This window comes from bacterium (Candidatus Blackallbacteria) CG13_big_fil_rev_8_21_14_2_50_49_14 (genome assembly GCA_002783405.1).
Lineage (GTDB): Bacteria > Cyanobacteriota > Sericytochromatia > UBA7694 > UBA7694.
Genome location: PFGG01000045.1, coordinates 22,238 through 44,074, shown reverse-complemented (window position 1 = coordinate 44,074; position 21,837 = coordinate 22,238). Strand labels below are relative to the sequence as shown.

Annotated in this window: 12 protein-coding genes and 1 tRNA gene; 5 read left to right on the top strand and 8 right to left on the bottom strand. The window is 45.7% G+C overall.

Features of this window, described 5'->3' with window-relative positions:
• The 3 genes from COW20_10855 to COW20_10845 are packed head-to-tail and all read right to left on the bottom strand — an operon-like array spanning position 1 to position 1,159.
• Positions 1 to 216, bottom strand: coding sequence for a hypothetical protein (locus COW20_10855; GenBank protein PIW48026.1), 216 nt, complete (start codon positions 214 to 216; stop codon positions 1 to 3).
• Entirely contained in the window at positions 209 to 781 is a 573-nt protein-coding gene (locus COW20_10850) for a hypothetical protein (protein PIW48025.1), read from the bottom strand. Before COW20_10850 ends, COW20_10855 begins: the two co-directional genes overlap by 8 nt.
• A 48-nt stretch (positions 782 to 829) precedes the next feature.
• The gene (locus COW20_10845) at positions 830 to 1,159 is read right to left on the bottom strand and encodes a hypothetical protein (protein ID PIW48024.1); all 330 of its coding nucleotides are present in this window, start codon (positions 1,157 to 1,159) and stop codon (positions 830 to 832) included.
• Positions 1,160 to 1,324: 165 nt separating this feature from the next.
• Here COW20_10845 and COW20_10840 point away from each other — a divergent pair, with 165 nt between their 5' ends.
• Together COW20_10840 and COW20_10835 are read left to right on the top strand one after the other, a co-directional pair.
• Complete coding sequence (locus COW20_10840) at positions 1,325 to 2,311, top strand: hypothetical protein (GenBank protein PIW48023.1); 987 nt, start codon at positions 1,325 to 1,327, stop codon at positions 2,309 to 2,311.
• Between the two features lie 812 nt (positions 2,312 to 3,123).
• The gene (locus tag COW20_10835; protein ID PIW48022.1) at positions 3,124 to 5,499 is read left to right on the top strand and encodes a phosphoenolpyruvate synthase; all 2,376 of its coding nucleotides are present in this window, start codon (positions 3,124 to 3,126) and stop codon (positions 5,497 to 5,499) included.
• 52 nt (positions 5,500 to 5,551) lie between these two features.
• Here COW20_10835 and COW20_10830 read toward each other — a convergent pair whose 3' ends face one another.
• Genes COW20_10830 through COW20_10820 form a run of 3 tightly spaced genes read right to left on the bottom strand, consistent with a single transcriptional unit; the run spans position 5,552 to position 11,149 of the window.
• Positions 5,552 to 6,448, bottom strand: a complete 897-nt coding sequence (locus tag COW20_10830) for a hypothetical protein (GenBank protein PIW48021.1) — start codon at positions 6,446 to 6,448, stop codon at positions 5,552 to 5,554.
• A complete protein-coding gene (locus tag COW20_10825; GenBank protein PIW48020.1) occupies positions 6,399 to 7,715 on the bottom strand; it encodes a hypothetical protein in 1,317 nt (438 codons plus the stop codon). The genes COW20_10830 and COW20_10825 overlap by 50 nt, the downstream gene beginning before the upstream one ends.
• Positions 7,712 to 11,149 carry a hypothetical protein gene (locus tag COW20_10820; GenBank protein PIW48019.1) on the bottom strand — a complete coding sequence of 1,146 codons (3,438 nt, stop codon included), beginning with the start codon at positions 11,147 to 11,149 and terminating at the stop codon, positions 7,712 to 7,714. The genes COW20_10825 and COW20_10820 overlap by 4 nt, the downstream gene beginning before the upstream one ends.
• 82 nt (positions 11,150 to 11,231) lie before the next feature.
• Here COW20_10820 and COW20_10815 point away from each other — a divergent pair.
• The 3 genes from COW20_10815 to COW20_10805 all read left to right on the top strand — a co-directional run bounded on the left by COW20_10815 (position 11,232) and on the right by COW20_10805 (position 16,677).
• Positions 11,232 to 11,305, top strand: a tRNA-Met gene (locus COW20_10815).
• A gap of 60 nt (positions 11,306 to 11,365) precedes the next feature.
• Positions 11,366 to 13,654, top strand: coding sequence for a hypothetical protein (locus COW20_10810; protein PIW48018.1), 2,289 nt, complete (start codon positions 11,366 to 11,368; stop codon positions 13,652 to 13,654).
• Positions 13,651 to 16,677 (top strand): hypothetical protein, encoded by a 3,027-nt coding sequence (locus tag COW20_10805; protein ID PIW48017.1) that lies wholly within the window; start codon positions 13,651 to 13,653, stop codon positions 16,675 to 16,677. Before COW20_10810 ends, COW20_10805 begins: the two co-directional genes overlap by 4 nt.
• Before the next feature lie 2 nt (positions 16,678 to 16,679).
• Here the strand turns inward: COW20_10805 and COW20_10800 are convergent, their stop codons facing one another.
• Positions 16,680 to 18,368 (bottom strand): hypothetical protein, encoded by a 1,689-nt coding sequence (locus tag COW20_10800; protein ID PIW48016.1) that lies wholly within the window; start codon positions 18,366 to 18,368, stop codon positions 16,680 to 16,682.
• On the bottom strand, positions 18,329 to 21,760 hold the full coding sequence (locus COW20_10795) for a hypothetical protein (GenBank protein PIW48015.1): 3,432 nt from the start codon (positions 21,758 to 21,760) through the stop codon (positions 18,329 to 18,331). Before COW20_10795 ends, COW20_10800 begins: the two co-directional genes overlap by 40 nt.
• Positions 21,761 to 21,837: the final 77 nt, after the last annotated feature.

Sequence of the window (21,837 nt, the reverse complement as noted above, 5' to 3'; positions counted from 1 at the left end):
TTATTTGCCAAAACGGAAACCGCCACTTTGAAAGCCACCGTTGCTGTAGCCACGGCCTCGGCCGCCAAAGTCAAAAAAGTAAAACGAGGAGCCCCGACGGTAATAACCGTTGTGAGACCCAGCTGAACCCGTGCCAGCATTGCTTAAGCCTGCAAAGAGCAGAAAGGGAATCGCTGCAACCAGTATAAAGATTACAATAAAAACAATTCTAGGCATCGGCAGGTCCGAGCGCGAGAATCGTGATTTCATAGGGCTCAATTGCTTGAGACAAACTGACTTCGAGATCCCCCCCCCATTTTTCAACGCCTAAGGCACTCTCTTCATCAGAAGAATAAAAGTCCCAGTATTCCACCTGGGCATATTTGGGGGTGCTGTCTTCGCTTTCCATCAGCACTTTTGCAAAGCCATGTTCATCGAGGCGATAGGTTTGTCCCTGCCAACTCAGGCGGGAAGGGATACTGCCAGACAGTTCCAAATCAATCTCCTGGCTGATACCCATTTCAAGTTCATCGTCATCTTCGGCATCGAGCCAGAGTTTGCGACCTGAAATCGTATCGATCAGGTGAAAGGAAAACCATTCAAAGCCATGGGATTCATAGGCGTGGCGGTTGCGAACAATAAAATCGGTGCCGTCATAGGAAACCACGCCTCCGACCTGAAGATCCAGAACCGAAGCCTGCCGGGTCAGCGCTTTGCCAGATTTTACCAAAGGAGCGGGTAAATTCTGCTGATAATTTTCCTTGCTGCGCGGTTTGCCAAATAAAAATTCAAGAAGGCCCATGGGTTAACCTTTGCTTGTTTAAACTCTCACTAATTTTAACACGGATTCTTAAGGGCTTAATTTTACACAGACCATCCCGGCTTCGACTTTCAGTGGAAAAAACTGAAGTTGAGACTGGTTCTGCAGGCAATGGCCATCCAAAAGCGAAAAAGACCATTCATGAAAAGGACAGGTTAAAATCTTTTGTTCAGCATCCAGGCGAGAGGAACTGAGTGGATAACCTTGATGCGGGCAACGGTTTAAAAGAGCAAGGGGTTGAGATTCGTTTAAAAGTATCAAAATCACATGGGATTGAATCATCAATTCAACACGCTGTTCCCGTTCTAATTTTTTGAGTGTACAGGCAATAATCCATTCTTCGGAAGAAAGATGCTTCATGTTGATAAAATATTTTTCTGAGAAGCATAAACTATGCCTTTCAGAAAAGATTTCCTTTTGTTATCCTGAAGTTGTGACACTTACCCTTTCCCATGCCCCTCTATATTACCTATTGTATATAGTAGTGTAAGTTGAGCGATTGAAACAGTAAAGGATCCTGATGGCATGAATCAACCCCCTATCTCACAAGAAACTACCTCTCCAGCAAATATGTTGGCCCATTATCATAAAAGTGCAAACGAATTTTATATGGCAGGAAATTATCGTCAGGCTTTAAAAGAATTAAAGCAAGCATTAAGTTATGCCAGTACTGAGCAAGATATCGAAGTCATAGAATCTAATATGCGTACAATTTCACAATTGGTTCAGGAAGAAGAAGTAAATACTATGGAAAGCCCAGAATCCACAGTTGAAGAGCAAGGCAATGAAATGCCCCTTTATCAGAATAAAATGCTCTTATTGACCATCCTGGTCGGTCTGATTTGTCTGACCCCAATCGTAATGAAATGCATTGAAATTTTTACTCCCAAACCTGTTGCACAAGTGCAACAGGAAACACCTGCCTCCACCACACCGCAAAAAACAGAAGCGACTGAAACTGTGAGCACAGCAAACCAAGCTGTTGCCCCTGTCGTGCCTGAAGGTATGATCACAGGCAATGGAGTGGCCTTGCGCTCTGAAGCCAGTACCCAATCAGCTGCGCTTACCCGTTTGAGTCAAAATGAAAAAGTTGAAATTTTAGAAGACAAGAGCCAGAATGCAGGGGGGTATGTTTGGTCAAAAATAAAAACAACCTCTGGTTTAACGGGCTGGGTTTCAGCTTCATTTATAACTCAGCAAACAACAGAGCCTGCAGTACAACCCATTGCCGAAAATACGCAAGCCACCCCAACTGAAACGACAACTCTCGATCAGACACCGGCTTCAAGTCTACCTGCAAGCAGTGCAGCAACCAAAAAAATTAATGCTGCTGGTGTCAGTTTCCGCTCGGGCCCCTCTGTCAGCCAAGCCTTAATCACCACCCTGCCAGCACAAACTGAAATTGAAGTTTTACAAAGTGCAACAGTTACTGCAGACGGTTTAACTTGGTCACAAATTAAAACATCCCAGGGAACAGTGGGTTGGGTTGCCTCAAAATATATTACTGAATAAAAGTTCATTCAGTAATAAAACTGAAGATATAAAAAAGCCTCTCTGAAAAGAGAGGCTTTTTTAGTGTCTGGATGAAAGGTGTATTTTCATCGTAAGGGGTGGGAGGAGCTCTCAAAAATCTGAAAAAGAGTAAAAATGAGCAGCAGTTGGGTCTCAAAAAACAAAAAATATCAAATACTCAATTTAATGACTATAGATTAAAAATAAGCTGAAAATAGTATTGAAATATATTTAGAAAGTATTTCGATTAAAAATAAAGCCAACAGATTATTGAAAATAAAGCATAAAATAGGGTCGATAAAAGAATTGCATCGATGCAATTCTTTTGTGCAGGGCCAAGAAAAATTTTAAACTGATATATCTACGCATAAATAACTATTTAATCATTAAAAAAATATAATAGAACATTATATCTCTAGTTTTCTCTATTTTTCATTAAAAACCTATGTTATGATATATACAATCAAAAATAAACAAAAATAGTAATCCAAAGAGAGATAAGTAAATAAATCTGATCAAAAACTAAAAAATACAGCCATCGTGTTATTGGAGTTAAAAAAATGACCCGCCTGAAATATATTAAGATACGTTGCCAAGTTATTGTAGTTAAAGAGTAAAAACCCAGTGTTTTCATAGGTTCTACATCTCCAATAATGTTTATTATTGGAGATAAAATAAAAAGCGCGTGCCGATTATCTTTGACAGGACACTTGACAGGATAAATCGGCGTGAGGGCCAAAAAGAAAATAAAAAAACAAGTAAATTCCCCCACTGTATAATAGAGAAGATCTCAATACAACTCGAGGCATACCATGACTTCATATATTCGTTTTTATGACACCCTCAGTTTGAACGATTTACCCCTAGTGGGCGGTAAAAATGCATCCTTGGGTGAAATGATTCGCCTCTTAAGTAAAAAAAATATTAGGGTTCCCAATGGATTTGCAACCACAGTTGCCGCCTACCAGGAATTTTTAAACTTCAATCAATTGGAAACAAAAATGAAAGCCTGTATTGAAGCCTTTCGCCAAGAAGAGGTTTCTTTGGAAAAAACAGGCAAAGCCATTCGCAATTTATTTTTGAATACTGATTTTAGGCCTGAATTTATTCAGGCTGTCAAAGCTGCTTACCAAGAACTCAGCCAAAAGTATGGCCAAGACAGTGTCGATGTTGCCGTGCGCAGCAGTGCCACCGCTGAAGATTTACCCGATGCCAGTTTTGCTGGCCAGCAGGAAACCTTCTTAAACATCACAGGTTTGGGGGGGATTCTGGATGCGATCAGAAAATGTTATGCCTCACTGTTTACTGATCGGGCCATCGCTTACCGCGAAAAACAGGGATACGATCATCTCGAGGTTTCTCTCAGTGTCGGCATTCAAAAAATGGTACGTTCAGATCAAGCCAGTTCTGGGGTTTTGTTTACCTTGGACACAGAAACAGGTTTTCCAAAAGTCATTGTGATTACTGGGGCTTGGGGTTTGGGAGAATGTGTTGTTCAGGGCATGGTCACCCCCGATGAATTTATTGTCTTTAAACCGCTTCTAGAGGAAGAAAAGACACACCCCCTGATTTCTAAAAAAATGGGCCATAAGCATAAAAAAATGATCTATGCCTTGGGAGGGGTGGGAACCACCCAAATTGTAGATACCTCCCTGGCTGAAAAAACAAGTTACTGCCTGAGCGAAGAGGATATTCTCAAACTGGCCCGCTGGGCCCATACGATTGAAAAACATTACAATCGCCCCATGGATATTGAATGGGCAAAAGATGGCGAAACAGGTGAATTGTTTATTGTTCAAGCACGGCCTGAAACGGTTCAGTCGCAAAAGACAGCCCATATGCTCAAAACCTATGAGCTCTTGGATGCAGCAGCTCCGATAGTTACGGGCTTGAGTATTGGCGATGCGATTGCAACAGGAAGAGTCTGTTTGATTCGCTCAGTCGAAGACATTGAGCAATTTGTACCGGGTTCGCTTTTGGTTACCGAAATGACAGATCCCGACTGGGTTCCGATTATGAGCAAAGCCGCAGGGATCATTACCGATCAAGGCGGAAGAACCTGTCATGCTGCGATTGTCAGCCGTGAATTGGGGGTTCCCGCTGTGGTGGGTACAGGCAATGCGACACGTATTTTAAAACATGAACAATTGGTGACGCTTTCCTGTGCTCAAGGAGATCAAGGATTTGTTTACGATGGCATTCTCCAATTTCAAGAAAACGAAGTGGAGCTCACGAATATTCCCAGAACCAAAACCCGGATTATGCTCAATATTGCCAATCCAGATATGGCTTTCAGGTGGTGGCGTTTACCCAGTGATGGAATTGGTCTGGCCCGAATGGAATTTATCATCAACAATGCGATTAAAATTCATCCCAATGCCCTGGTTCATTATGACAGTCTAGAAGAGGATGAAACCCGCAAAATCATCCAACAAATGACGCGCGGTTATGCTGATAAAAAGCGCTATTTTATTGACCAATTGGCATATGGCGTGGCAAAAATTGCGGCTTCACAGTATCCTCGCCAGGTGATTGTGCGTATGTCAGACTTTAAAACCAATGAATATGCCAATCTAATCGGTGGGCAAGCCTATGAACCGATTGAAGAAAATCCGATGTTGGGCTTTCGGGGAGCTTCACGTTATTATAGCGAAGAATATAAACAGGGCTTCAGTTTGGAATGCCAGGCCATTCGCAAAGTCAGAGAAGAAATGGGTTTTAAAAATATCAGCATCATGATTCCCTTTTGCAGAACCTTAGATGAAGCCGATAAAATCCATGAGGTTTTGGCTGAGAATGGCTTGAAACGGGGATTAGAAGAATTACAGGTCTATATGATGTGCGAAGTTCCCTCCAATGTCATTTTGGCAGAGAAATTTGCCACCCGTTTTGATGGTTTTTCGATTGGCTCGAATGATTTAACCCAATTGACCTTGGGCGTGGATCGCGATTCTGGCAAACTGGCCAATCTCTTTGATGAGCGCAATGAAGCCGTTCAGATTATGATTCAAACAGTCATCGAAAAAGCCCATCAGGCAGGGATTAAAGTGGGCTTGTGTGGCCAAGGTCCGAGTGATTATCCAGATTTTGCTTTGTTTTTGGTCAAAGCAGGGATTGATTCGATGTCCCTGAACCCCGACAGTTTTGTCGATGTGGTTCAACGTGTCGCCGCTTTAGAAGCTGAATAAATTGAACACAAAGCAAGGCCCCTCTCTGGAGGGGCCAATTGCATCGATGCAATTATCTTAAGGGTTTTAACTGTTCTAAATTTTTGATCTTTTTGCTTAAATCCGTAAGCACATTCTCGGATACACCATAAATGCGGGCATCGTTTAAGGCGATTTTGGCTTTTCTCAATTGCCCTTTTACCAAATAAAAGTCAATTTTCTTAATTGAAATACTGTTTAATAAATCCTGAGCTTCAGTATACAAATTGCCATAAACAGGCCCTTTTTTGACCAATTTTGAAAGTAAAAGCAGGCTGGAAGTGAAGTATTCTTTTTTACTATAAGTTCTGGCTTTATTTAAAAGATTTTCATATTCTTGAACTTGTTTTGTATATTTAGCAAGCTTTATTTCTAGCTTTTGTTTTCTTTCTGCTGGAATAGCCGAATATTTACTCAATACATTTTGATAAGCCTGCATTTTTAAGGGATAACTGGGTTGATGCTCAGCTTGGTTTAAGGCAGCGAGATAGCCAATTTGAGAACTTGACTGGACAATATTCTCAACGGAAAGATGGTAGCTGCCTTGGGGATACTTTTTTAAGTATTCTTGGGCTTTTTCTTGAAATTTTGGATTATTTGAAGCATAGTTTGTCATTACAGCATTAAATAGTTTCGCTTCATTGACAAAGAACCCCTGAATAAAGGCAATGAGAATCAAAAGCACGGCGACGATCAATGCAACGGTTGAATAAAAGAGAATCCGGTAATAGGGATAGAGATCAGGAGAATTGAGTTGCCAGACCTCTGGGGCTCTAAAAAATTCAGGTTGAAGATGACTCCAGGCAGGTTGAATCTGGATTTCTTGAGTTTTGCGACTGAGCACGGAATTAAATGCTGCCTGACTGGCAGTATATCGTTCTTTAAGCTTCAGCGTTTCGGGCAATGATTTGAGATAGGAAGAAAGATTCATGGCGTTTAAGTGCTAATTTTACCTGTTCATTAAAATTATTCATATATTCAGGATTAAACAAAAGATTTTCAAAGATAGGTACTGTGGTTAAATCATCAAAGACATCGGCGAAATGGTAAATCAATCCTTGAAATTTCATTCCCGGTTCTGGAAAATCAAGTTCCTTATAGGGAATGGGATAGTCAGTAAATTGAAAAATCGGAAGATAGGAAGTCCACTGATTCAGATTCATCATCAGATGAACCATATCATAGAGAAAGGGATGGGGGCTAAAAAAGGATTTTAATTCACGGGTTTGATCTTCCAATAGTTCTTGAATCACACTGTTTCCCAAAACCAAACAAGGGGTTTCTGCAACCATGGCATCCAAAAGCAAGGGGCTGCGGGTGGTATGGGTTAAGAGCAAATCGCTGCCCGCAATCAAGGTCAGATAATTGTCAGCCGTTAGGTGCGAGAAATAACGAATTTTTAAATTGAGATCCTGAATTTCGTTCATCTCTTCCTGGGGGGGGAAAAGACCGACAATCAGGAATTGAAAGCGGGTTTCGGGGAACTGCCTTAAGTAAAAACCGATAATTTCGATCAAGGCCATATAGTAGCCAAGGGCAGATATTTCAAGCGATTTTAAAAACAAGAGGGGATCCACCAAGAGGGTCACGATTTTTTCATTTTCATCAATCTGAAAAGAAGCACGAATTTGGCTCTTTACCGTTTCTTTTCTGACTTGAAACATCGAATCTACAGCATTCCAGGGGACAACCTTTTCCTGCTCGCCACTTAAATCCAGGGGATAATTGGGGGGGAATGGCTTTAGCAAAATAGGTGAAATGGTCAATGGCTCTGGTTCTTCACCTTCGGCATAGGCACGCGGAATATTGGCTTTCAATAGCAATTGATGCTCGCGGTATTCCAGAAGGTTAAAATAATCAAGGGCATAGATCGGTTTATAAAACTCATCCAACCAATTGGGCAGGAAATTGATATCTTTGGGCGTGACCAGGTATTTATACAAATCCATGACAATGATGGCGTCGATTTCATCGTTGACGACAATGGTTGAAAAATCATGCAGATTGTTTTCCTGATTTTCAGTCATCATCGATACGCGAAGACCTGTAATACTCGAAATAAAGGCTGAGGAAATCGAGTTGGAAAGGCAATAGACCTGACTATTGGCAGGCAATTGTTCAATCAAACGGGGAATAAACAAGGCCTCGTCAAAAGACTCTTCAGCAATTTGTATCAAGACAAATTTATTGATTTTCATACAGAAAGAATCCTGGGTTCCTGGTATTCAAAAACGGGCTTTCCCTGACCAACCAACTGGCTTAAAGCTCCCCCCAGCAATTCAGCTGTTTGGGTCCAAGTCATTTGTTTGGCTCGGGCCAGGGCTTTTTGCTTGAATTCTTGACGTAAACTGGCATTGCTCATCATTTCAGCCATTCTTTCCGCTGCATGTTCAGTATCAGGCAATTTGAGCCAAACAATACAATCAGAGCTCTGTCCACAAATCGGGGCAGAAGCATTGATTAAAAGGCCGGCTTGACCGATGACTTCTGGAATCGAAGAAAAATCAGTGCCGATCACAGGCAAGCCACAGGCTTGTGCTTCTAAAAGGGGCATTCCAAAACCTTCTCCCAAAGAAGTTAGAATCAGTGTATCACTCGCTTGATAGAGTTTCAGTAAATCTTTTTGAGAAAAAGGTTGGCGATAGGGGTCAAATCCTTTGCTCATGCGAATATGATGCTCTAAACCATAGGCCTGAATTAATTCCTGAAAAGATTCAGCAAACTCAGTATGCAGGTAGAGAAAGGCCTGTTTCGCCAATTCAGGAAATTTCAGCCTGAATTGAAAAAAGGATTCAATACTGTATTCGATGCCTTTGCGCCAAAAATTATTTCCGATCATTAAAAAGACAAAGGCTTCTTCAGGCCAATCCAAGGCTTTTCTCAATTCCCATTTTTGCTGGTCTGATTCAAGAGGATAAAATAATTGTGTATTGACCCCCAGGGGAACAACTTCCAGGGGCCCCTTATAATTCCTTTTGAGCTGATTGATACCAAATTCTGAAAGACTGAGAATTTTTTGACAGCGCTGCAAGAGGGGCAGAATCGGACGGGGATTGTTCACACGGGAATAATCCACAGGAAACCAGCCCATCACAGCCCCTTGCCAGTTTTCAAGTATTGAGAGATAGACAGGGAAAAAATGCGTATCAGCATGCAGAAGAATCACTTCGGGCTCAAGCAGGATTAGCAGTTGCTTTAAGCGCTGCAAGCCAAAGGGATCTTCTTTTTTCAAACCATAAACATATACTTCATCCTGGAGCTGATCGGGCCCATGGTAATGCCAGGCCAATTGATGAATTTCAAAATGCGCGTGCAATACACCGCTGGCATAGATCTCTTTCAAACTGATGCCAAAACCTTTTTTGATTTGGTGGTGGCGTGAAATTACCAAGACTTTGGGCTTTCGGGGTAACAAAGCCAAGTGCTGCAGTGCGGAGCGGGCAATGCGTTGACGCATCCAAACTGGGTGACTGCCTTGAAAGGTTTCAAGATACGCTTCGGGTACCCGATCATAACTGAAACGCCCTTCTGGGCAAACTTCGAAATCCTCTGGCAAGGGAGCATAAAGCTGTTCCATATACGAGGCCTTGCGCCGCATCGCTTCATGTTCTCGCACATGGCCATAATGAAAAATCCGAATTTCAAGATCTCTGATTTTTCCCGGCGCTTTGGGATCCAGGATTTGCGTCCAAGCATCTTTGATATGCTGGGTTTTACCCCTGCGTGTCAAGCGAATGCAGCGCTGATACCAGCCAATTTCCTGGGCCGATTCAGAAATCAAGGTTTGGTAATCTGCATAAAAATGCAGGATCTTAAAGCGATAGGCATCTGTTTGACGGGCATCGGCAGCTAAAAGCACGTCTTTTAATTTTTTTAAATCTGTTTCATGGTAAACCTCATCGGCCTGCACATGCCAGAGCCATTCTCCCTGACAATAGGCCATGGCTTCTTCAGCCGCAAGACGAATCACTTCTCCCTCATGGCCTTTGTTTTGCTTCCAGACTTCAGAAGGAAAAAGCTTAATTTTGGCTTCCTGTGAAGCCAATTCCTGAAGCGCAGCCGGGGTTTCATCTTCTGAATCGGTGGCATAGCAAATAATCAACTCATCACAGATTTCAAGCGCTGAGGCAATGCTCTCTTTGAAAGGATAATCAAAACGAATTCCATTTTTTAAATAGGTATATGCGCTTAATATCGATTTTTTTTGAGTATTTTTAGATAGTTCACCATATTTCTCTAATAAACTTGCTCCAGTGAGGTAATTAGAAAAGAAATAAAGTGTCTGGGTTAACCAATTGAGATCGCTGAGATGCGGGTCTTGGATCCGTTTTTGAAGTTTGGCAAGATCTTGGCTGAATTCTTTTCGTATCGTCTCACTGTTAATCTGAACCTGATCGCCAAGCGCCTGATACTGAGAGACCGTATGCTGTGCATAATAGATCTGTTTCTGAGCAAAATCCTGAACCGTATGGTATGAATAATGTTGCAGGGCCAGTTCGGGTCTCGCAGGCAGATAAACCGTTTCACCCTGAATACGCGCAAAATCGTGAATCATACCCGTCCAGGCCCCTGAACCGCTGCGGAAAAAACGCATCTGAAAATCGGGAAAAAGATCTTGAATCCACTCGCCAAAGAACCAATTTTGGCGTGGCAACCAATAACCCGCAACCGAATCAGCTGCTTGGCTCAAATGGCGAAGTTCTGTTTTCAGAGCCTCAGGGACCCGCTCATCGGCATCGAGCACCAAGGTCCACTGATGCTGAACTTGAGCCAGGGCAAAGTTCCGGGCCTGATCAATAAACGTGACGGGGATATGGGGAATGATTTTTGCACCATATTCTCTGGCGATTTCACAGGTCGTATCATCACTGTACATATCGATCACCAGAAGTTCATCAGCCCAGGTCACACTCTCTAAACAGGTACGTATATTTTTTTCTTCATTTTTGGTATGTATCACCACGCTGATACCAGATTTTAAAGCCGGTAGCTTTTTAAACAGGGCGTAGCCAAAACCCGCTTGCCAATTTTGATACATCAAATAAAAACGTGGATCTTCGGAGAGCCGTTTAAAATTGGCAAAGTTTTTATAGGCACTGACGCCCATCAGTAAAATCAAGCGGGCCTCTGAACAAGCCATCAAATCCGCCTGGCTGAAAAATTCTGAACCATCCAAAATCACGAAATCAGGGGCCGGGGAAAACTCTCTCAGGCGACTCAACTGCCCTTTTTGCTGCGATAAATGAAATTCCTGGGCTTCTTTTGCGGCTTTTTCAGCCCAAAAATCAATTGGGTAGTGGTGCCAGGCCGTTTTTTGGCTGCGGTAAAAGGCAAACAGGCTTTCAAGCGAAGGGAAATGGGCCTGAGTCTGTGAATAACCCAAATAAAAATCAGTATTTTCTTGAGTGGCAGCCAGGCTTTGATAGTATTTAAATGCTTCAGGATCAGATTCTATCAGGCTCAGTTTTTGAGCGCGGTTTAAATACGAACGGGCTTCAAACAGGGTTTCGAGTAAGGCAGGGTCGCCCTTTTGGCCAATATAAAGTAAATGTTCCCAGCTTTCCGCTAAAATTAATTGATATAAAACTCGGTAGAGTGGCTCGTCAGGGTAGGGCTTTCGTTCAGATTTCATAGGTTCAGCATAGCTGAAAAAGAATGTCTTTGTGAATCCTCTTTGCTCTTGAAAAAAACCAGAGTATAATAGTTTCAACTTTGGCACAGTAGCTCAGTTGGTTAGAGCACTCGGTTCATACCCGAGTTGTCGCTGGTTCGAATCCAGCCTGTGCTACTCATAAAACGCCTCCTGATCATGAAGGAGGCGTTTTGAGTTTGAATTGGCAGGTGCCTCATGAATCTGCAGGATATAAAAACCGTATTAGGCGATCGAGCTCCTGACTCTCTGGACAGTTTGTATCAGAGCTATTTTCATGATTTTCCCCAAGCCAATCTGGATCAATTCGTGGCCTGGCTCTATTCCGAAAAAAAAATAGACAGCAAAGCCCTCCAGGAAATTCACCTTCTCGAACCGATTGAAGTCACCCATATCGATTTGCTCAGCCAATCTCAGCTGCTTGAGCAGCAAATGGGAGAACGCCCCAACCTGAAACTCTCAGAACAATATGACTTTCTCGGCCTTTTGGGCCAAGGGGCCATGGGGCTGGTGCACAAGGCCAAGGATAAAAACCTGCAACGCACAATTGCCTATAAGCAATTGCTTCAGGAAATGGCTCAAAATCGTGGCCTGCTCAGACGCTTTCTCAATGAAGTACAAATCACAGCACAATTAGACCATCCCAATATCGTGCCCATTTACAACCTCGATATCCGTCCTGACGGCAGTCTGGCCTATGCCATGAAAATGGTCAAAGGCAAAACCCTCAAGGATCTGATCAAAGAATCCCAGGAACTCTATAAGGCTGGAAAACTGCCTGACGATGAACACAGTCTGGAAACCCTGCTAGACCATTTTCTCAAGGTTTGCGATGCAATGGCCTATGCCCATAGCAAACAGGTCATACATCGGGATTTAAAACCCGCAAATATCATGATCGGGGAATACAAAGAAGTCTATGTCATGGACTGGGGCATTGCAAAACTCTTCCAAGACCAGGATGCAGACGATCAAATCGAGTTGAAGCAAGCCATCTCTGACGATCTCTTGGGTGAACAGACACAAATCGGGCAAATTGTCGGCACGCCCCGCTATATGTCGCCACAGCAGGCAGCAGGCAAGAACAAAGAACTGGATGGACGCAGTGATCAATTCGCTTTGGGCTTGATTCTCTATGAATTGCTCACTCTTTTGCCGGCCTTTAAAGCCACAGGAGCCATGGATTTATTAAAAAAAGTGCTGAAGGCAGAGATTGAAGACTTTACCCCCTTTGATCCGCACATCAAGATTCCCGTCGAATTGAAGGCCATTGTTCACAAAGCCACTGCCAAAAAGAGCAAAGATCGCTATGCCAGCACAGATGCCTTGGCCCAGGATCTTCGCCGTTATCTGCACGGCGAAGAAACCGAAGCGCGGCCCGACAATCAGCTACGCAAAACCCTCCGAACGCTGCAAAAACACCGCAATCGGGTGGCTGCAGGAGTAATGCTATTTTTGGCTCTCAGCTCCACTATCACCCTGGCCGCGACCTGGAGCAGCCAGCACGCGCTTCAGATTTCGAGGCAGAGGGAAGCGCATTTAAGCAAACACTTAACCGAAATTGCCAGAAAAACACAGCAAATTGATTCTGAATTTTTACGCATGCAGGGCTTGCTTGCCAAACTGGTATCGGCCACCGAATCCAGTCTCAATCTTCAAAATCCCCAGGCCCAAGCGATTTTCTTGAACGACGATTTTTCAGATCCCAAACGCAGGCCCCGTGATTTTCACTTCTCTCCGCTCTATCAACGTGAAATCAGCATCGATCAGGCTGGTTTTAAACTGGCTCCTGGCGTTTCAGCATCAGCAGTCAAACGTCCTCTCAAGCAATTGGCTGGACTAACCCCTGTTTTTCAGGAAGTTTTTATGCAAAGCCCGCAGAAACCGCTCAGCTCTCTTGCTCAGCTACGAAAAGCCTTGGATCAGCAAGGCGTACCTCTGATCTGGTCATATATTGGGCTGGAAGCAGGCCTTCATTTCTCTTATCCTGGCAAAGGGGGCTACAAGCCCAGCTACGATCCCCGTCAAAGACCCTGGTACAAACAGGCCCTTGGTAAAACCCAGGCTCTCTGGGGAGAGCCCTATCTCGATGCCTCTGGACAAGGCATTTTGCTGCCCTGTGTTCAGCCGATACTCTTGCCCTCAGGAAAAATGGCAGGTGTCGCTGGGATTGAAATGGTCCTAGAGACCTGGGCCCGTCAATTGCTGGCCTTACCCGATATGAAAACGATTGAAAATATTTATCTGCTCAATCAGGCAGGAGAAATTGTCGTGCAAACGCAAAAATCTGAGCAGTCAAAATCAGAGAAGCTTCAACTTTCAACTTATCCCCACCCTGAAGTTCTTTCTGAACTCAAACAGCATCCTTTTGGACATCTCGAACTCAAAAGAAAAGATCAACCCACACTCTTGATCGCATTTAACCGCTTGGATTCAATTGGTTGGAGCTATGTGGTCGAAGCCAGGGCCTCCGAACTTTACCCATGATTCCCCTCATACTTGAAGCCAAAAATTTCATGGCCTATGAGCATCTTGAACTGGATTTCAGTCCCTTTCAGATTGCCTGCTTAACGGGGGCCAATGGCAGTGGCAAATCTTCAATTTTAGATGCCTTGACCTGGGCTCTGTTTGAAAAATCTCGCAGCCCAAACAGTGAAGACATTATTCGACTGGGAGAGAGCGAAGTCAGCGTTCAGTTCAGTTTCGAACTCGAAAACAAGACCTATCGAATATTACGCTCTCGGCAAAGATCCAAAGGCAAGAGCCCAGGCAAACATACCCTCGAATTTCAGGTCAAAAGCGAAGAGGGTTTTCGTTCCTTAAGTGGCAAAGGCGTCAAAGAGACGCAGCAAGAGATCATTCAGACCCTGCGTATGGATTATACCCTGTTTATCAATTCCTCCTTTATTCTTCAGGGGCGGGCAGATGTCTTTACCACCAGTTCGGCCAAAGAACGCAAAGATGTGCTTGCAGATATTCTCAATTTAAATCAGTATGAAAAATTACAAGCCTTGGCAAAAGAAAAAAAAACCCGTTTTCAACAGGAGAAACAGGTCATTCAGGGGCAATTGCAACAATTGGAGGCCCAATTGACCGCCAAGCCCTTTGTTGAAGAGCAGATCCTCAGTCTCCAGGAAGCCGAGAAAGAACTGAATCAAAAGCTGAAAGCCAGTCAAAACGCTCTGGAAACAAAGACTGAAGCATTCAATCGCCTTCAACTTCAAAATGCTGAACTGCAAATCTTTGAACAAAGACAGGTTCAACTCAAACAGGAACTCAGCCTGATTGAAAAAAACAAGCAGGAAAATCAGATTGAGCAAGCCCGAATCTTGAAACTGCGCGAACAACGTCCCCAGATTGAAGCTGGTTACCAACGTCTACAGAGCTATGCCGAACAAAAAACAGCCTTAGAAGCCCAAGTCACTCAGCTTCAGGAACTTCAAACTGAAAAACACCAGGCACAACAAAAATTTCAATCAGAAGCCCATGCTGTTTCTCTGAAATTGAATCAAGCGCAGGAGGCCCTCAAGTATCTGCGCAAAGAGGCCCAGAAATGGCAAACCCTACAGAACAAGGCACCAGAAATCCGTGCCGATTGGGAGCGCTATACGCTCCTGCTGACGGAGTTTCAGACCTGGGAAGAAAAATTTTCCCAGGATCAATTCCTCCGCCAGAGCCTTCTTGACAAAACAAAGGAAGTGGAAAGCTTCAGTCGTGAATTGGAGGATCAAGCCCACGCCCTGAGAGCGTATATCGCAGCGCAGTCTCAAAAGCTTGAAGCAGAAGTTTCCCTTCAAGACCGTCTTCAAGACCGCCTCTCAGAAATGGAAGCATTGAATCTTCTCCAGCATCAATTAAATGAGATCACCACCGCAGGGCAGGCCCAGAATCAATTCAAGGAACAAAAGACAGAACGGCTGCGCAGCCTTGCTGAAAATGAACTCTTACTGGCTGAAAAAAAAGAGCAATTGGAAAGCCACCAAGCCGATGCCTGCCCCTTGTGTGAACGCCTCTTGAACCCTGAGGATCTCAATCTCTTGGTGCAAAAATACAGCCAAGATTTGAATCAAAACCAAACGCAGCAAAAAAAACTGCAACAGGAGTTAGAAGACCTGGAAGCACAGATCCTCTCCTTTCGCGCCGAATATAGCCAGCTAACAAGAGAATTGAAAAAACGCGATCCCCTTCAAAAAGAAATCGGCCAAATTGAACAGGCGCTTGAGGCTTTAAAAGCCAGCAAAGCTGAATTGATTGAAAAAGAAGCCGAACTTGCCCAACTGCTGGATGCACTGAAGCATTCCCCCTCACTGCAGCGCTTAAGGGCCGAAAAAGAAGAAATAAGTGCCCAAATAAGGGTCCTCGATTATCAGCCAGAAAGGCACCAAAAGGCGCGCAAAGCCCTCTCCCAATATGCTGGAATAGAGCAGAAATTCAAGGAGGCAGAACAGGCCGAAACTGAGCTGGCTCAACTCACAGCACAGATTGCCGAGCAAGCACAAACCTCCAGCCTTTTAGAAACAATACTCCAGGAGCAAAGTTTTGCCCCCGAACTCAAGGCGCAAATCACAAGGCTGGAGCATGAACTGGAACCCCTGCCTGAGTGGGTGAAAAATCTGCAGTTTATTCGCGATGAAATCCAAAGGCTCAAAATCTACCAACAGAAATGGGAAGCCCTGCTCAGCGGAGAGGAGTTATGGGGACAAATCAGCAAAGAGTCAGAGCGGATTGCCCAAACCGAAGCCAGCCTGGTTTTAGAACAGACCCAATTGTTTGAAAAGCTCTCCCAAGCCGAACAGATCCGGCAAGCCTATTTATCAGCGGAGAGTGAAACCCGTCTACTCAAAACCCAATTGAATATCTATCTGGCAGAAGAAAAAGAGAACCATGCCAAAATCTTTGCCTTGGAAAAAGAACTGCAAAGCCTGAATCTACAGTCTGAGATGCGTGAAGAGGCTTTGCTTGCCCAAAAAAATTTAGACCAGGAATTCCGACTCTATGCTGAATTGACGGATATCTTCGGGCAAAAGGGGATTCAGGCCGTCGTGATTGAAAATGCAATTCCTGAAATAGAACACGCGGCCAATGATTTGCTCAGTCAAATGACAGAAGGTCGCATGCATATTAAATTTCAGACCCTGAAATCACTCAAATCCAAAGACTCTTTGGTCGAAACCCTGGATATCTTAATCAGCGATGAAATGGGCACTCGCAGTTATGAGACCTTCAGTGCAGGAGAAACCTTTCGCGTCAATTTCGCAATTCGCCTGGCTATTTCAAGAATGCTGGCGCGCAGAGCAGGTGCAAAGCTTCAAACCCTGGTGATTGATGAGGGCTTTGGCAGCCAGGACGAACAGGGCAAGAGCAGATTGGTCGAAGCCATCAATTCAGTCGCAGGCCTCTATGCCTGTATTCTGGTCATCACCCATGTGGATGATTTAAAATCACTCTTCCCTTTTCGGATTGAAGTGCAAAAATACCCTGAAGGCTCGCGCGTCAGACTTTCACATTAGGCTTAGGGATTGACGGTAAAATCCCAGAGGTTAGAGAAAGTAAAGGAATAGGAATTATTCACAGGCGGGCCGCTGATACCAATCCGCAGTTGATGTTTGCCCGTACTGAGCAGGTTCACTGGCAGATTGAATTCAGGATTCGCACTCAGATTATAGGGGCTTCCTTGGATTGTGCCATCCAGAAAGACACCCAGATAGCCTGAACTTGAAAGGGCTTTGCCTTTGACCACTATATTTTCACCCTGTTTGATAGAAGCCGGGAAAGGATCCAATACCAATTTGCGTTGAACAAAATCTTGGGTAATATATAAAAAACCGTCTGGGGCCTGGGAAATGCCAAAACCGACATGGGTCCATTCTGGCTTAATCAGGGTTTTGCGGTGGCCAGGGCTGCTCATCAATTCGCGCTGCGCATTCTCAGGAGAATGGCTAATGGCAATATTCTGCGCCACCAAATCCGAAACTCCCGCCAGAGCTACCTGCTGCTGGGGGCTACCAACTGACGGCGAATTGTGGCCAATATAACCTTGGTTGATCATGTCTTCGGAGTGATTTTGTGCAGCTTGAGCCAAGAGCGGATCTGCACTCAGGGCAGAGAGCCCCATCGCCTGTCGGTCGGAATTGACAAGATTCAAGAGCAATTGACGCAGGCCAGATATTTCTGGCAAAGGGGTAGGTGAAGGAACGGGCTGGTTCTCAGGTTTGGGATAGGGAACGCCTACAGCCACGACAAAATTGGTGGCAGGCTGAGGCCCATAGGGCCCCACCACATTGATTTCAAAGCTGTAATAGCCAGTGCTGGAAAGATCAAGTGGCAACTCAAAACGCGAATCCGAACTGCTGAGATTTAAACTTTCGACCTGACCATCGGGGCGCGTCAATAAACCACTGGGCGTCTGAAAACGAGCATCCCTGATGGATCCCTGAAGACTCAGTTGCGCGGGCTGGGCATACTCCAACTGTAGCCCTTTAAGCGTCACGATTTCAGTTAAGAGCACCAGGCTGACATACCAGGAAGAATCCTTGCGAATGACCTCCAGCGCATAATGGGTAAAAGGTAAATTGCCCATGGATTTTGATATTTGTTGGCTGAAGCGGCTGAGCAGACTGCTGCTGTTTGAATCAGAAAAATAAGCATTCAATAGGTTGTCTGAAGCAAAAACCCCTGCGTGCATCATCAAAATTTGCAAGGCGGAGGGGGAAATAGGATCATACGTCGCTTGAATTTGAAATTGTGTATTTTTTGAATCCTGGGCCAATTGCAAAGCATGGGCATGGGTAATCTCTGAAACCAGAGCATGGGATTGGATTCCAGGAGAAAGTTTTTCAAGTATTTGGGCCATTTCAGCTTTCAAGGAGGCGTCTACGCTCGCACCAGCAGGCAGCAAACTACTTGCCGTCGGCTTGGGCTGGGGAGTGGGGGTGAGTTGGGGAATGGGTGTCACCTGACTGCCGGGCTTCGGCGTAAACGCAGGAACAGAACTGGCCACTGGCGAGGGGCTGGTCAGTCCTGGGAAGACTGAAGGGCTCGGCACTGCACTGGCTGAAAGAAGAGGAGAGCTGCTGGGCAAAGGGGGCTTTGACAGATTTTGAGTCTGACAGGCACTTACGAAAAGCGCAAGGGCAAATACCTGGATATTTTTTAGTTTTCTCATGGGATCTCCCTTTCCAGGAGCAATGCTTCTTCCCATGAGTATAGCGGATCAGACTCCGAGAAAACAGCCGAAGTTTGAACTGCTCTTTCCCGGCTCCAACTAAACAACTTTTGAAACAAAAAGGGGCAAAGCGGCGAAAAAAGCTGATGGTAAGCACTCAAAACGACTTGAACCACATACAGGGCAGAGGCCAGACTTTTCGTCCGCCGCAACTCGATCACCGTATTGATATATTTCACCAATTCCCGCGAAGCGGTAATCAGTTCTTTGCCGATCAAGCCAAATTGATTCGCTTGATAGGCCTCACTAACGCATTTTTCCAAATCGGGTATTTTTTGCAGCAGGTAACAATCCAAAGGCAAAAGCTCAACCGGGAGATCCGAAGCTTTGACCAGTTGATAAAAACCACTCAATTTTGAATTTAACTCATACAGGACTTTGCGCGCGAGTCTGAGGCGCTCCTCTGAAAGCATCACCACATCAGGAGCTGAGGATTCGAGTGAAAGCACAAACCCCAAGCGCAGCGCATCGGCTCCAAAGCGGCGCACCAAAGTCGCGGGTTCAACGATATTGCCCAAACGGTATTTCATGGGCCGTTTAACGCGCTTGAACTGAAAACGCTCTTCGTCAGAGGCCTGCTCCGAGCCCTGACCTGAAGGGAGTAAATGACGCTCCTGGACATGGAGCGTACCATGGACATAAATATGTTTAAATACGGGCTGACCTGTCACAATCATGCCCACCAAAAGTGAGGGCACGACCCATCGGAAGAGCAGTTCCTGATCCACAAAGACTTCATCGATTGCCTCTGGCTTGGGATTGTCTGGCCAGCCTGCGCCCTGTAATACCCAGGCCGCCATTGAAAACCAAGTCGAAAAGACATCTTCAGAATTGGGAATGGCATTTCCCCACCAATACTGCCTGGAGATACACCAGATCGAAAGGCCAGAGAGAATTTTCAAAACATGCTCTTTCCAGAGTTCAGAACTGAAGCGAATTTCATTTTCCATAACCGCGCGTTTCAAGTCTTTCACCGCCTGCTCAATCCGCACAAAACGCTGCTCACTGTAACGGGGAATAACCCTGACGCCTGAACGGGAGCAATACAGGGCATCCACTGCCCATTGGCCGGATTCCTGACGCAGGCGAGAAGCCAGACGCTCCACAATATTTTCACAGGCCTGCTGGGGCGTAAAAGCTTGAAATTCAGGGGCCGACATCAAACCCTGGGCATCAAAAAGCTGAACTTGCGGATTCAGACCGTATTCCCGCGCCAGTCTTTCATGCGCTTTGCGCGCCAAGGGAATAATCCATTCGATTTCAGCATTTAAATTAACAGAGGCCAGCACGGGGATTGGGTGTCGATAAATTGGATGCTGAATTTCCTGGCCCACCCAGTCGGCATATGCCCCCTCGGGATGAACGCCCAAAGCCACCACCCCAGGCAGATATTCGAGGAAATAGATTTCGACATCGGCTGATTTACCTGACGCTGAAACAAGGTGATAGAAATAACGTGAATCGACCTTTAATTTCGAGCGCTTTAAATCTGAGGCCACCATCACCGAACCTGAAGTGGGGCTGTGATAGGCAATGCACTCCTGGGTATAGACCAAGCCTGAACGGTTTAAAAAATCATAGAGCGCTTGAACGGTTGAACTGCCGGAATCGCGCATGGGACTGAGCCATTGGGGAGGTTCAAAGCCCACGCCGCTGACTTGCAATTGTTCTCTGACCCTGGCTTCATTTCTGAAATAATGGTCCCGACACATGGAGACAAACTCCGTTCGGCCCAATTCTTCACGCGTATAGGGCGAATTGCGCTCAACGGCCAACTGAAGTGCCAGACCGCCATGCTCGGTTCCCAAAACCCTGCGGGGAGAGACTCCCTGGTGAAGTTGCAGGGCCCGGGATTTTATATCCAATAACACGGAAGAGAGAATATCAGCCAAAGATGGAGCAAATGCAGTAGAGTACGGAGTTGCTGCTAAAACTGGAAAATCTCCCCCGTAGAAACCCTCTCGCTCCCATTGCAGCCGCAAAGGAGGCTCATCCAGCACGGGCACAAAAATCGGTTCAAAGCGACGTTCTGTTTTGGGCTTGGCATCTCCTTGCGCCCAACCTGAAATGATCAGGTGATCAATAATCCTTCTGCCCCGATGTCCCATCAGGGGATGCAATTCACTGGCAGCCATATCGGCCAGATCATTGGCGGCCTGGGTAGCCGTACAGTGGCGGCTTTGCGCATAATTAAACACACGCAGGGTATCCGGAAAAACCCGTTCTGCCGCGAGTTGTACATCTTCTGCGAGATAGCCCTGCCACTCGTCGGCACAGTTCACAATGCCCATGCGGTTGCAGACAAAATCGGGCACAAAACCAATACTGCGCTGCCGCAATCGTTCGGCATCGGCTTCAGGCTCCTTGAGAATATTATTGGCAGCCCCGCAAACCAATTTCACCTTTAAACGGGGAATGGTATCGGCATTCACCTGGGCACCAATGGCACAGGGGGCAAAAATATCGGCTTCGGCATCAAAGATTGCATCCGGAGGCGAAATCACCTCCAGATGGGGGCGTTCTGCCAGAATTTCATTCAAGGAGGCCTGATTCAGCTCGGAAATCAGAACAGTGGCCCCCAAATCATCGAGCGCGCGGATCAAAGGTGCGCCCACATTGCCTGTGCCCTGAACGGCGACCCGTACCCCACGAAGATTGTCGCTGCCAGAGAGCGCAAGCCAAGCAGCCTGCATGGCCCGCAAAACGCCACGGGCAGTAAAAGGAGAGGGGTTGCCACTGCCCCCACGTTCTGGCGGGATACAGGTGGTAAAACGATTTTGCGTTAAGAGTGCCGCCATATCCTGGGTATTGGTGCCCACGTCTTCAGCGGTATAATAAACGCCGCCCAACGAGGCCACAAAACGGCCATAGGCTTCAAAACAGGCCTGACGTTCAGGGCTTGCCTGGAATTCACGCGGATGTTTAAACTGAGAAGGAAGGGTCATAATGCCCTTGCCGCCCCCCCAATCCAAACCCGCCAAGGCGTTTTTTCGCGTCATTCCCTGTGAAAGGCGCAGACCGTCGACCAAGACCTCTGCCAGATTCGTATAGGGCGCAAAGCGCAGGCCCCCTTGTGCCAAGCCCCTGCGCGTATCATGCACAAAGGCAAAGAAAAGCGCGTCAATGCCCTCCTCACGGCCAATAAACACCCCTTCATGGCTTGAAAAATCCTGAGAGAGTTCAAAAAAACTCTGCAGGGGTTTCAGCAGATGGGGATGGGAAAGCCTGAACAAGCCATTTTCATAGACCAGATAGGCCCGCGTGACGGAGGCTGCTCTTAAAACCTGATGAAAATCATCCAAACTCCATTGGCGGCACAAACCCGCTTCCTGGCGACGTACTCGGTTGGCCCGTTCAAGCTTATTCATAGTGCACCTGAATCAATGCGCAGAAGCGCGGTAATAGGGGTTTTCCCCTTGGGCATGATCCGTGGTATCAATGACCT

Bases quoted from the DNA above. Each gene is read 5' to 3' on its own strand.
- COW20_10835 (PIW48022.1), top strand. From the start codon at position 3,124: ATGACTTCATATATTCGTTTTTATGACACCCTCAGTTTGAACGATTTA.
- COW20_10820 (PIW48019.1), bottom strand. From the start codon at position 11,149: ATGAAATCTGAACGAAAGCCCTACCCTGACGAGCCACTCTACCGAGTT.
- COW20_10825 (PIW48020.1), bottom strand. From the start codon at position 7,715: ATGAAAATCAATAAATTTGTCTTGATACAAATTGCTGAAGAGTCTTTT.
- COW20_10810 (PIW48018.1), top strand. From the start codon at position 11,366: ATGAATCTGCAGGATATAAAAACCGTATTAGGCGATCGAGCTCCTGAC.
- COW20_10855 (PIW48026.1), bottom strand. From the start codon at position 216: ATGCCTAGAATTGTTTTTATTGTAATCTTTATACTGGTTGCAGCGATT.
- COW20_10800 (PIW48016.1), bottom strand. From the start codon at position 18,368: ATGGGAAGAAGCATTGCTCCTGGAAAGGGAGATCCCATGAGAAAACTA.
- COW20_10805 (PIW48017.1), top strand. From the start codon at position 13,651: ATGATTCCCCTCATACTTGAAGCCAAAAATTTCATGGCCTATGAGCAT.
- COW20_10795 (PIW48015.1), bottom strand. From the start codon at position 21,760: ATGAATAAGCTTGAACGGGCCAACCGAGTACGTCGCCAGGAAGCGGGT.
- COW20_10830 (PIW48021.1), bottom strand. From the start codon at position 6,448: ATGAATCTTTCTTCCTATCTCAAATCATTGCCCGAAACGCTGAAGCTT.
- COW20_10845 (PIW48024.1), bottom strand. From the start codon at position 1,159: ATGAAGCATCTTTCTTCCGAAGAATGGATTATTGCCTGTACACTCAAA.
- COW20_10840 (PIW48023.1), top strand. From the start codon at position 1,325: ATGAATCAACCCCCTATCTCACAAGAAACTACCTCTCCAGCAAATATG.
- COW20_10850 (PIW48025.1), bottom strand. From the start codon at position 781: ATGGGCCTTCTTGAATTTTTATTTGGCAAACCGCGCAGCAAGGAAAAT.